11 protein-coding genes are annotated in these 12367 nt (G+C 60.3%); 5 read left to right on the top strand and 6 right to left on the bottom strand.

Annotated features, from left to right (window positions below):
• Positions 1-8: 8 nt before the first annotated feature.
• The 4 genes from AB4O11_RS12755 to AB4O11_RS12770 all read left to right on the top strand — a co-directional run bounded on the left by AB4O11_RS12755 (position 9) and on the right by AB4O11_RS12770 (position 5687).
• A complete protein-coding gene (locus tag AB4O11_RS12755) occupies positions 9-1454 on the top strand; it encodes an aldehyde dehydrogenase family protein (RefSeq protein WP_460130794.1) in 1446 nt (481 codons plus the stop codon).
• 100 nt (positions 1455-1554) lie between these two features.
• Entirely contained in the window at positions 1555-2919 is a 1365-nt protein-coding gene (locus AB4O11_RS12760) for an MFS transporter (protein ID WP_034154459.1), read from the top strand.
• Positions 2920-2930: 11 nt separating this feature from the next.
• Entirely contained in the window at positions 2931-4484 is a 1554-nt protein-coding gene (garD, locus tag AB4O11_RS12765) for a galactarate dehydratase (RefSeq protein WP_034154460.1), read from the top strand.
• A 261-nt stretch (positions 4485-4745) separates the two neighbouring features.
• On the top strand, positions 4746-5687 hold the full coding sequence (locus AB4O11_RS12770; protein WP_099757996.1) for an AEC family transporter: 942 nt from the start codon (positions 4746-4748) through the stop codon (positions 5685-5687).
• A gap of 108 nt (positions 5688-5795) precedes the next feature.
• On the opposite strand, the gene AB4O11_RS12775 is transcribed toward AB4O11_RS12770, so the two are convergent.
• The 6 genes from AB4O11_RS12775 to gatC all read right to left on the bottom strand — a co-directional run bounded on the left by AB4O11_RS12775 (position 5796) and on the right by gatC (position 11015).
• The gene (locus tag AB4O11_RS12775; protein WP_093435910.1) at positions 5796-6176 is read right to left on the bottom strand and encodes a carboxymuconolactone decarboxylase family protein; all 381 of its coding nucleotides are present in this window, start codon (positions 6174-6176) and stop codon (positions 5796-5798) included.
• Positions 6173-7234 carry a calcium/sodium antiporter gene (locus AB4O11_RS12780; protein WP_460130796.1) on the bottom strand — a complete coding sequence of 354 codons (1062 nt, stop codon included), beginning with the start codon at positions 7232-7234 and terminating at the stop codon, positions 6173-6175. Before AB4O11_RS12780 ends, AB4O11_RS12775 begins: the two co-directional genes overlap by 4 nt.
• A 46-nt stretch (positions 7235-7280) precedes the next feature.
• Positions 7281-7655: a septal ring lytic transglycosylase RlpA family protein gene (locus AB4O11_RS12785; RefSeq protein WP_093435918.1), complete on the bottom strand. Its 375-nt coding sequence runs from the start codon at positions 7653-7655 to the stop codon at positions 7281-7283.
• A 148-nt stretch (positions 7656-7803) separates the two neighbouring features.
• Complete coding sequence (gene gatB, locus AB4O11_RS12790; RefSeq protein ID WP_460130797.1) at positions 7804-9249, bottom strand: Asp-tRNA(Asn)/Glu-tRNA(Gln) amidotransferase subunit GatB; 1446 nt, start codon at positions 9247-9249, stop codon at positions 7804-7806.
• A gap of 10 nt (positions 9250-9259) precedes the next feature.
• Positions 9260-10711 (bottom strand): Asp-tRNA(Asn)/Glu-tRNA(Gln) amidotransferase subunit GatA, encoded by a 1452-nt coding sequence (gene gatA / locus AB4O11_RS12795; protein ID WP_460130799.1) that lies wholly within the window; start codon positions 10709-10711, stop codon positions 9260-9262.
• Between the two features lie 16 nt (positions 10712-10727).
• Complete coding sequence (gene gatC / locus AB4O11_RS12800) at positions 10728-11015, bottom strand: Asp-tRNA(Asn)/Glu-tRNA(Gln) amidotransferase subunit GatC (RefSeq protein WP_007901429.1); 288 nt, start codon at positions 11013-11015, stop codon at positions 10728-10730.
• A gap of 211 nt (positions 11016-11226) precedes the next feature.
• On the opposite strand from gatC, the gene mreB reads away from it, so the two are divergent.
• Positions 11227-12264: a rod shape-determining protein MreB gene (mreB, locus tag AB4O11_RS12805; RefSeq protein WP_002555108.1), complete on the top strand. Its 1038-nt coding sequence runs from the start codon at positions 11227-11229 to the stop codon at positions 12262-12264.
• Positions 12265-12367: the final 103 nt, after the last annotated feature.

A 12367-nucleotide genomic window follows, 5' to 3' on the forward strand; every position in this document is an offset into this window, starting at 1 on the left:
CTGCCCCTGTGACAACTGCAAAACGCTACGACAACTACATCAACGGTGAATGGATTGCCGGTGCCGACTACTCGGCCAACATCAACCCTTCGGAACTGAGTGACACCATCGGCGACTACGCCAAGGCTGATCTGACTCAGGTTCACGCCGCCATCGACGCCGCCCGCGCCGCGTTCCCGGCGTACTCGACTTCGGGCATTCAGGCCCGCCACGATTCGCTGGATAAAGTCGGCAGCGAAATTCTCGCCCGTCGCGAAGAGCTCGGCACCCTGCTGGCCCGGGAAGAGGGCAAGACCCTGCCCGAAGCCATCGGTGAAGTGACCCGCGCCGGCAACATCTTCAAATTCTTCGCCGGTGAATGCCTGCGCTTGTCCGGCGACTACGTGCCGTCGGTGCGCCCGGGCGTCAACGTTGAAGTGACTCGCGAAGCGCTGGGCGTGGTCGGTCTGATCACCCCGTGGAACTTCCCGATCGCGATTCCTGCGTGGAAAATCGCCCCAGCCCCGGCCTACGGCAACTGCGTGGTATTGAAACCCGCCGATCTGGTTCCGGGCTGTGCCTGGGCATTGGCGGAAATCATCTCCCGCGCCGGCTTCCCGGCTGGCGTGTTCAACCTGGTGATGGGCAGCGGTCGCGTGGTTGGCGATGCGTTGGTGCAGAGCCCGAAAGTCGACGGCATCAGCTTCACCGGTTCTGTCGGCGTGGGTCGTCAGATCGCCGTTAACTGCGTGTCGCGTCAGGCGAAAGTGCAGCTGGAAATGGGCGGCAAGAACCCGCAGATCATTCTCGACGACGCCGACCTCAAACAAGCGGTCGAGCTGTCGGTGCAGAGCGCGTTCTACTCCACCGGTCAGCGTTGCACGGCTTCCAGCCGCTTGATCGTCACTGCCGGGATTCACGACAAGTTCGTTGAAGCCATGGCCGAGCGCATGAAGTCGATCAAGGTCGGCCACGCGCTGAAATCCGGTACCGATATTGGTCCAGTGGTTTCGCAAGCGCAGCTGGAACAGGACATGAAGTACATCGACATCGGCCAGTCCGAAGGTGCGCGTCTGGTCAGCGGCGGCGGTCTGGTGACCTGCGACACCGAAGGCTACTTCCTCGCGCCAACGCTGTTTGCCGACAGTGAAGCGTCGATGCGCATCAGCCGCGAAGAAATCTTTGGCCCGGTGGCCAACATCGTTCGCGTGGCTGATTACGACGCGGCGCTGGCGATGGCCAACGACACCGAGTTCGGTCTGTCGGCGGGTATTGCGACCACCTCGCTGAAGTACGCCAACCACTTCAAACGTCATTCGCAAGCCGGGATGGTGATGGTCAACCTGCCGACCGCTGGCGTCGATTACCACGTTCCGTTCGGTGGCCGTAAAGGTTCATCCTATGGCTCACGTGAGCAAGGCCGTTATGCGCAAGAGTTCTACACGGTCGTGAAGACCAGTTACATCGGTTCCTGATAAGGCAATACCCCTGTAGGAGCAGTCTTCGGCAGCTCCTACAGGGAAGACCAAAGAAGATTCACCCGCGCATAAAAATAATCAGTGGGAGTACATCTACATGCAATCGTCCAAGCCGACTCACGTCCGCTATTTGATCCTGCTCATGCTGTTTCTGGTGACCACGATCAACTACGCCGACCGCGCCACGATCGCCATCGCCGGCTCCAGCCTGCAAAAAGATCTGGGCATTGACGCGGTCACCCTCGGCTATATCTTCTCCGCATTCGGTTGGGCCTACGTGGCCGGGCAAATCCCCGGTGGCTGGCTGCTCGATCGCTTCGGCTCGAAAAAAGTCTATGCCCTGAGCATTTTCACCTGGTCGCTGTTCACCGTGCTGCAAGGCTTTGTCGGTGAGTTCGGCATGTCCACGGCGATTGTTGCGCTGTTCATGCTGCGCTTTCTGGTCGGTCTGGCTGAAGCGCCGTCGTTCCCCGGTAATGCGCGCATCGTGGCGGCATGGTTCCCGACCGCCGAGCGCGGCACTGCCTCGGCGATCTTCAACTCGGCGCAATACTTTGCCACCGTGTTGTTCGCTCCGCTCATGGGCTGGATCGTTTACTCCTTCGGCTGGGAACACGTGTTTATCGTCATGGGCGTGTTCGGCATCGTCTTCTCTGGCATCTGGCTGAAGGTTATCCACAGCCCGCGTCAACACCCGCTGGCCAACGAAGCGGAAGTGCAGTTCATTGCCGACAACGGCGGCATGGTCGACATGGACGTCAAGCAAGGCAAAAAGGCTGATGGTCCGAAATGGGATTACATCCGTCAGTTGCTGACCAACCGCATGATGCTCGGTGTGTATCTGGGTCAATACTGCATCAACGGCATCACCTATTTCTTCCTGACCTGGTTTCCGGTGTACCTGGTGCAAGAGCGTGGCATGACCATTCTCAAGGCCGGTTTCATCGCCTCGTTGCCGGCCATCTGCGGCTTTATCGGCGGCGTGCTCGGCGGGGTAATTTCCGATTACCTGCTGCGCAAAGGCCACTCGCTGACCTTCGCCCGCAAGGCACCGATCATCGCTGGCCTGCTGGTTTCCAGCAGTATCGTCGCCTGCAACTATGTTGATGTGGAATGGATGGTGGTTGGCTTCATGGCTCTGGCCTTCTTCGGCAAAGGCGTTGGCGCACTCGGTTGGGCAGTGGTCTCCGACACTTCGCCAAAACAGATCGCCGGCCTGAGCGGAGGCCTGTTCAACACCTTTGGCAACATCGCATCGATCACCACGCCGATCGTGATTGGCTACATCATCAGCTCCACTGGCTCGTTCAAATGGGCGCTGGTGTTTGTCGGTGCCAACGCACTGGTGGCGGTGTTCAGCTACCTGGTCATCGTTGGCCCGATCAAACGCGTGGTCCTCAAAGAGCCGCCAACCAATGGCGGTACTGAAGCCACCGGTAAATTGTCTCAAGCGCATTCCTGAGGAGCGGCGTCATGCAGTTGATTGAACATTCCGACTCGCCGCGCCACATCCGCCTGCACGAGCGGGACAATGTGGTGGTTGTGGTCAACGACCAGGGCGCACCGGCCGGCACTGAATTTGCCGATGGCCTGGTGACGCTGGAATTTGTGCCGCAGAGCCACAAGGTCACCCTCGAAGATATTCCCGAGGGCGGCCAGGTGATTCGCTACGGTCAGGTGATTGGCTACGCGTTGCAGCCGATTCGCCGTGGCAGTTGGGTCAAGGAAGATCAACTGCGCATGCCGACCGCGCCGCCGCTGGACAGCCTGCCGCTGTCCACCGAGGTGCCGGACGCGCAGGCACCGCTGGAAGGCTTCACGTTCGAGGGTTATCGCAACGCTGACGGTACCGTCGGCACGCGCAATATTCTCGGCATTACCACCACGGTGCAGTGCGTCACCGGCGTGCTCGATCACGCGGTGAAACGCATCAAGGAAGAACTGCTGCCGAAGTACCCGCATGTCGATGACGTGGTGGCGCTGACTCACAGTTATGGCTGCGGCGTGGCGATCACTGCCACTGACGCCTATATCCCGATTCGTACTGTGCGCAATCTGGCGCGCAACCCGAACCTCGGTGGTGAAGCGCTGGTGATCAGTCTGGGCTGCGAGAAGTTGCAGGCCGGGCAGGTGATGCACGAGGACGACGCCTCCGTCGATCTCAGCGATCCGTGGCTGTATCGCTTGCAGGATTCCAGTCACGGTTTCACCGAGATGATCGAGCAGATCATGGCGCTGGCCGAAGTCCGTTTGAAGAAACTCGACCAGCGCCGCCGCGAAACCGTGCCGGCCTCCGAGTTGATCCTCGGCATGCAGTGCGGCGGCAGCGATGCGTTTTCCGGAATCACCGCCAACCCGGCGCTGGGCTACGCCTCGGATTTGCTGTTGCGGGCGGGGGCGACGGTGATGTTTTCCGAAGTCACCGAAGTGCGCGATGCGATTTACCTGCTGACATCGCGCGCCGAAAGCAAAACCGTCGCCGAGGAACTGGTGCGCGAGATGGACTGGTACGACCGATACCTGGCCAAGGGTGAAGCGGATCGTAGCGCCAATACCACGCCCGGCAACAAGAAGGGCGGGCTGTCGAACATTGTCGAGAAGTCGCTGGGGTCGATCGTCAAGTCCGGTAGCAGTGCGATTAATGGCGTACTCGGCCCGGGCGAGCGGTTCAAGCAGAAGGGGCTGATTTTTTGCGCGACGCCGGCCAGTGATTTTGTTTGTGGGACGTTGCAGTTGGCGGCGGGGATGAACCTGCATGTGTTCACCACCGGGCGGGGTACGCCGTATGGGTTGGCGATGGCGCCGGTGGTGAAGGTCTCGACGCGTACGGAGTTGGCGCAGCGCTGGCCGGATCTGATCGATATCGACGCCGGGCGGATTGCTACCGGGCGGGCGACCATCGAGGAGTTGGGTTGGGAGCTGTTTCACTACTATCTGGATGTTGCCAGCGGCAAACAGCAGACGTGGGCGGAGAAGCACAAGCTGCATAACGACATTACGTTGTTCAATCCGGCGCCGATTACTTGATGGTTTGGGGGGAGGGCAAAGCTACCCTCACCCCAGCCCTCTCCCGGAGGGAGAGGGGGCCGATCCGGGAATATTTAAGAAGTACATCGACCTGAAAGTGCTTTGCCGAATCCATAATCGACTCGGTCTTGCAGGTCGATGTATGACACAAGACACCTCGGTCAGTCCCCTCTCCCTCGGGGAGAGGGTTAGGGTGAGGGGCTTTTCAAGCTTTTGGCTTATCATTAGCCCCCTAACGACGCTCACCCAAGGCTCCCCGGCATGCTGGCAATCTTCCTCGAAACCCTGAACATCACCGCGCCGGTGTTTGCCATGCTGTTTCTCGGTGTGCTGCTCAAGCGCATCGACTGGATCAACGACAACTTCATCCACACGGCCTCGTCGCTGGTGTTCAACGTCACCATGCCGGCGCTGCTGTTCCTCGGCATTCTGCATGCCGACCTGCACGCCGCGTTGCAGCCGTCCCTGCTGATCTACTTCTCCCTCGCCACCCTGGTGAGCTTCGCCGTGGCCTGGGGCTGGGCGATTTTCAAATGCCCGCGTGAAGATCGCGGCATCTACACCCAAGGCGCGTTTCGCGGCAATAACGGCGTGATCGGTCTGGCACTGGCGGCGAGCATGTACGGCGATTACGGGATTTCCCTCGGGGCGATTCTCGCGGCGCTGGTGATCCTGTTTTACAACACGCTGTCGACCATCGTGCTGGCGGTGTACAGCCCGGTGATCAAATCCGATCCGTGGAGCATCTGCAAAAGCGTGTTCAGCAATCCGTTGATCATCAGCGTGATTGCGGCGGCGCCGTTTGCCTATTTCAAGATCGGTTTGCCGGGTTGGCTGGAAACTTCCGGCCAGTATCTGGCGCAGACCACCTTGCCATTGGCGCTGATCTGCATTGGCGGCACGTTGTCGCTGGCGGCATTGCGCAAGAGCGGTAGCATGGCGCTCAGCTCCAGCCTGGTGAAGATGATCGGTCTACCGGTGCTGGCGACGCTGGGGGCGTGGTTGTGGGGCTTTCGCGGGGCGGAGCTGGGGATTCTGTTTCTGTACTTCGGCAGCCCGACGGCGGCGGCGAGTTTTGTCATGGCCCGGGCGGCGCAGGGCAATCATGAGCTGGCGGCGGCGATCATTGTGTTGACCACGTTGATGGCGGCGATTACCACCAATATCGGGATCTTTGTTTTGCAATGGGGTGGGTGGATCTAGCCTGAATCTTGGGTTGCTCTCCCGGGCCTCTTCGCGAGCAAGCTCGCTCCCACATTTGAAATGCATTCCAATGTGGGAGCGAGCTTGCTCGCGAAGGCGTCAGTTCAATCACACAGGCTTCTGGTAGGTATCGATCACTTCCTGAGCTGCACGAAACGCATCGATCGCCGCCGGCACGCCGGCATACACTGCGCAATGCAGCAGCGCCTCACGAATCTCGTCGACCGTGCAGCCATTGTTCAGCGCGCCGCGCACATGGCCTTTCAACTCTTGCGGGCACTTCAACGCGGTCAGCGCGGCGAGGGTGATCAGGCTGCGGGTTTTCAGCGGCAGACCTTCGCGATTCCACACGCCACCCCAGGCATGTTCATTGACGAAATCCTGCAACGGCTGGGTGAATTCGGTGGCGTTGCCCAGCGCGCGATCAACAAACGCATCGCCCATTACCTGGCGGCGGACTTCAACCCCGGACTTCTTCGATTCGGTCATGGCATATCCCTCTTGTGGTGTTGGCGGCGCCAGGCGCGGATCGACGTGAACAGCAGGAACGTCAACAGCGTCGGCAAGACATAAAACAGCATCAGCCGCTCAAGCTTGCCGGCCAGCGGCATGCCGGTGGTGAACGACACCACGTGCAGTCCGTACGCCAGGTACAAACCGAGCAACAGCAAACCTTCGGCGCGCGTCACGCGGTAGCCGGAATAGAACACCGGCAGGCACAGTGCGGCGACGCCGAGCATCACCGGCAGGTCGAAATCCAGCGCGTTCGGGGACACCGACAGCGGCGTCGGTGCGATCAATGCGGTCAGGCCGAGCACCCCGAGCAGGTTGAACAGGTTGGCGCCGATCACGTTGCCGACGGCGATGTCGCGTTGTCCGCGCAAGGCTGCGATCAATGACGTAGCCAGTTCCGGCAGCGACGTGCCGACGGCGACCACAGTCAGGCCAATCACTCGCTCGGAGAATCCCAGGTCGGTGGCCACCACGACAGCGGCGCCCAGCAGCAGATGCCCGGCAAACACCAGCATCGCCAGACCGATAACGATCATCAACAGGCTGCTGAACCACGAGGCATGCGCCGTTTCAGGATGTTCCGAATGCGGTCGCGTCGAATGCCGTGACTGGCGCAGCAGTAAACCGAGATACAGCGCCAAAGCCGCCAACAACAGGATGCCGTCGAAGCGCCCGATCTCTTCATTCCATGCCAGCACGAATACCAGCAGGCTGGCACCGATCATCAGCGGAATATCCAGGCGCACCAGTTGCCGCGAGACGCGCAGAGGAATGATCAGCGCGGAAAGCCCGAGGGTGACAAGGATGTTGAAGATGCTGCTGCCGACCACACTGCCGACGGCGATGTCCGGGTTATGCGCCAGCGCCGCTTGCAGGCTCACGGCCATTTGCGGTGCGCTGCTGCCGAGGGCGACGATGGTCAGGCCGATGATCAGCGGTCGCACATGCAGGCGTGCTGCCAGACGTACCGCTGCGCGCACCATCAGTTCGGCGCCGAAGATCAGCAGGCACAGGCCAGCGAGCAGTTCGATCACGCTGATCAGGGGTAAATCGGCTAATCCGAAAATGGTCAGCGCTCCATCAGTCGTCGAGGGCCTGCACGCGAACCCGCGCGGTGCCGCTGCGCAGCATGCCGAGTTGTTCGGCGGCCTCGCGGGACACATCGATCAGGCGTCCACGGGTATGCGGGCCACGGTCGTTGATGCGGACCACAACGGATTCATCGTTTTTCAGGTTGGTGACCTTCACCCGTGTGCCAAAGGGTAGCTGGCGGTGGGCGGCGGTCAGGGAATTCTGGTTGAACGGCTCGCCACTGGCGGTCCGTTTACCGTGGTGCTTGGCACCGTAATAAGAGGCGACACCGGTCTGGTCGTAACCGTGCGGGTCGATGATATCGGTACTGGCGCAACCGGCCAGCAAGGAGAGCAGGGCGAAAAGGCTGAGCAGACGCTTCATTCAAGGTTTCCCAAAAACAAATGTAGGAGTGAGCCTGCTCGCGATAGCGCAATGTCAGACACCGGAAAAGTGACTGTCAAATCGCTATCGCGAGCAGGCTCACTCCTACAGGGGATGGAGCCAGGCTGTTTGTCTGGCTCCATTTTCATCAGCCTTCGAGCTTGCTTTTCAGCAGTTCGTTCACTTGCTGCGGGTTGGCTTTGCCTTTCGACGCTTTCATCGCCTGACCGACAAAGAAGCCGAACATCTTGCCGCGTTTGGCTTCATCCGCCGCACGATACTGTTCAACCTGCTCGGCGTTGGCCGCGAGCATTTCGTCCAGCACTGCAGAGATCGCGCCGCTGTCGGTAACCTGTTTCAGGCCACGTTTCTCGATGATTTCGTCCGCGCTGCCTTCACCGTTGGCCATCGCTTCGAACACCACTTTGGCGATCTTGCCGGAGATGGTGTTGTCCTTGATGCGCTGCAGCATGCCGCCCAGCAGTTCAGCGGAAACCGGCGACTCGTCGATGTCCACGCCTTGCTTGTTGAGCAGGCTGCCCAACTCGACCATCACCCAGTTCGCCGCCAGTTTCGCGTCGCCGCCGATGGCTGCAACTTTCTCGAAGTAGTCCGCTTGCTCACGGCTGGTGGCCAGCACGTTGGCGTCGTAGGCCGACAGACCGAACTGGCTCTGGAAGCGCTCGCGTTTCTGCGGTGGCAGTTCCGGCAGGGTGGCGCGCACCTCGCCGAGGAACGACTCTTCGATGACTACGGGCAGCAGGTCCGGATCGGGGAAGTAACGGTAGTCGTTGGCTTCCTCTTTCGAACGCATCGGACGGGTCTCGTCCTTGTTTGGATCGTACAGACGGGTCTGCTGGATCACTTTGCCGCCGTCTTCGATCAGCTCGATCTGACGCTGGATCTCGGTGTTGATTGCCTTCTCGATGAAGCGGAACGAGTTGACGTTCTTGATCTCGCAGCGCGTGCCGAACTCAACCTGACCTTTCGGGCGTACCGATACGTTGCAGTCGCAACGCAGCGAACCTTCGGCCATGTTGCCGTCGCAAATACCCGGGTAACGCACCAGTGCGTGGATCGCCTTGACGTAAGCCACGGCTTCCTTGGCGCTGCGCATGTCCGGCTCGGAGACGATTTCCAGCAGCGGTGTGCCGGCACGGTTCAGGTCGATGCCGGTGGCACCGTTGAATTCTTCGTGCAGGCTCTTGCCGGCGTCTTCTTCCAGGTGCGCGCGGGTGATGCCAACACGCTTGACCGTGCCGTCTTCCAGGGCGATGTCCAAGTGGCCCTTGCCAACGATCGGCAACTCCATCTGGCTGATCTGGTAGCCCTTCGGCAGGTCCGGGTAGAAGTAGTTTTTACGGGCGAACACGTTGTGCTGACCGATCTCGGCGTCAATCGCCAGACCGAACATCACCGCCATGCGCACCGCTTCCTGGTTCAGCACCGGCAGAACGCCGGGCATGCCCAGGTCGATCAGGCTGGCCTGGGTGTTCGGCTCAGAGCCGAACGTGGTGGAACTACCGGAAAAGATTTTCGACCGGGTAGTGAGCTGAGTGTGAATCTCCAGCCCGATCACGACTTCCCATTGCATGTGTGTCTCCTCAGAAGCCGGTTGGGGTGCGGGTGTGCCAGTCAGTGTTGAGCTGATACTGGTGGGCAACGTTCAACAGGCGACCTTCCTGGAAATACGGCGCGAGCAACTGCACGCCCACCGGCAGACCGTCGACAAAACCGGCCGGCATCGACAGGCCCGGCAGGCCCGCGAGGTTGGCGGTGATGGTGTAGACGTCTTCCAGATAGGCAGCGACCGGGTCGCTGTTCTTGGCGCCGAGTTTCCAGGCCGGGTTCGGCGTGGTTGGGCCGAGGATGATGTCGACCTCATTAAAGGCAGCCATGAAGTCGTTCTTCACCAGGCGACGGATCTTCTGCGCTTTCAGGTAGTAGGCGTCGTAGTAACCGGCGGACAGCGCGTAGGCACCGACCATGATCCGGCGCTGCACTTCCGCGCCGAAGCCTTCGCCACGGGAACGCTTGTACAGGTCGATCAGGTTTTCCGGGTTCTCGCAGCGATGGCCGAAGCGCACGCCGTCGAAACGCGACAGGTTCGAGGAAGCCTCTGCCGGGGCGATCACGTAGTACGCAGGAATTGCGTGCTGCATGTTCGGCAGGCTGATTTCCTTGATCACCGCACCGAGCTTCTGCAGCTCTTTAATGCTGTTCTGGATCAGCTCGGCGATGCGTGGGTCGAGACCGGCGCTGAAGTATTCCTTCGGCACGCCGATGCGCAGGCCTTGCAGCGAGTCGCCCAGGCTGGCGGAGTAATCCGGAACCGGCTCATCGATGCTGGTGGAGTCGTTCTGATCGAAGCCAGCCATACCTTGCAACAAAATTGCGCAGTCTTCGGCGGTGCGCGCCAACGGCCCGCCCTGATCGAGGCTGGAGGCGTAAGCGATCATGCCCCAGCGCGAAACACGACCGTAGGTCGGTTTCAGGCCGGTGAGGTTGGTGAAGGCTGCCGGCTGACGGATCGAACCGCCAGTGTCGGTGGCCGTGGCCGCAGGCAACAGACGAGCGGCTACTGCCGCCGCCGAACCGCCGGACGAACCGCCCGGCACGTGTTCCAGGTTCCACGGGTTTTTCACCGCGCCGTACCAGCTCGACTCGTTGGCCGAACCCATGGCGAATTCGTCCATGTTGGTCTTGCCCGGGGTCACCGCGCCGGCAGCTGCCAGCTTCGCGACCACGGTGGCGTCGTACGGGGCTTTGAAGTTGTCGAGCATCTTCGAGCCGCAGCTGGTGCGAATGCCCTGGGTGCAGAACAGGTCTTTGTGAGCGATCGGCGCACCGAGCAGGGCGCCGCTCTCACCGTTGGCGCGGCGTGCATCGGCGGCTTTCGCCTGCTCGAGCGCCAGCTCTTCGGTGAGGCTGATGAAACTGTTGAGCTGCGGATCGAGCTGGGTGATGCGCGCCAGCAGGACTTTGGTCAGCTCTTCGGAGGAAAACTTTTTATCGGCGAGACCGCGGGCGATCTCGGCCAGAGTCATTTGATGCATTGCAGGCTCTTTCCCTTTAGTCGATGACTTTCGGAACCAGATACAGGCCGTTTTCGACCGCTGGTGCGATGGACTGGTAGGCCTCGCGGTGATTGGTCTCGGTCACAACGTCGGCGCGCAGGCGCTGACTGGCTTCCAGCGGGTGGGCCAGAGGCTCGATTCCGTCGGTATTAACAGCCTGCATTTCGTCGACCAGACCGAGAATGCTGTTGAGAGCGGAAGTAATGTGTGGAAGATCGGCATCATTGAGGCCAAGGCAGGCCAGATGAGCGATTTTTTCCACGTCGGAGCGTTCTAGCGCCATCGGGATTCTCCTGTGGAAAACAGAACGGACGGCGTCCGTGTGTTAGATTGTCGGAACACTACCGCACTTCTACGGTCATAAGGCCGCGATTGTGGGGCTTGGTGCACAGAAAAGCGGCCAATTTAACATATTGGCGCCTTGCCCAAAATCCCTGTCGTTGTTAGAGTTTGCCGCACTTTTTTACCCACGCGTTGCCTAGGGTCCCTTTCCCATGTTCAAGAAACTGCGTGGCATGTTTTCCAGCGATCTTTCCATTGACCTGGGCACTGCCAACACCCTTATTTACGTGCGCGAGCGCGGTATCGTCCTGAATGAGCCATCGGTTGTGGCCATTCGGACACACGGTAACCAGAAAAGTGTCGTTGCTGTCGGCACCGAGGCCAAGCGCATGCTCGGCCGTACGCCGGGCAACATTGCTGCCATTCGTCCGATGAAAGACGGCGTGATCGCCGACTTCAGCGTCTGCGAAAAGATGCTGCAATACTTTATTAACAAGGTTCACGAAAACAGCTTTCTGCAGCCTAGCCCTCGTGTGCTGATCTGCGTTCCATGCAAATCCACCCAGGTTGAGCGTCGCGCCATCCGTGAATCGGCCCTTGGTGCCGGTGCCCGTGAAGTGTTCCTGATCGAAGAGCCAATGGCCGCTGCGATCGGTGCCGGCCTGCCGGTCGAAGAAGCGCGCGGTTCGATGGTCGTGGATATCGGTGGTGGTACCACTGAAATCGCGCTGATCTCCCTGAACGGTGTGGTCTACGCCGAATCCGTCCGCGTTGGCGGCGACCGCTTCGACGAAGCGATCATCACTTACGTGCGTCGTAACTACGGCAGCCTGATCGGTGAATCCACCGCTGAGCGCATCAAACAGGAAATCGGCACGGCCTACCCGGGCGGCGAAGTTCGCGAAGTCGACGTTCGCGGTCGCAACCTGGCCGAAGGCGTTCCACGCGCATTCACCCTGAACTCCAACGAAGTGCTGGAAGCTCTGCAAGAGTCCCTGGCAACCATCGTTCAGGCTGTGAAAAGTGCTCTGGAGCAATCGCCGCCGGAACTGGCTTCCGACATCGCCGAGCGTGGCCTGGTGCTGACCGGTGGTGGCGCGCTGCTGCGTGATCTCGACAAGTTGCTGGCCCAGGAAACCGGTCTGCCAGTGATCGTTGCCGAAGATCCGCTGACCTGTGTGGCTCGCGGCGGTGGCCGTGCATTGGAAATGATGGATAAGCACACCATGGACCTGCTCTCGAGCGAATAAGTCGCCGAGTGCAATACGTGGGTGAGCGCGCAGGCAGCACTTTGCAGTGCTGCCTGTTGGCGTTTATCTTCTGTCAGTCTTCATCCAGGCCGGTTTGATGCCG

The sequence above is a fragment of the Pseudomonas sp. H1_D05 genome (assembly GCF_054682705.1).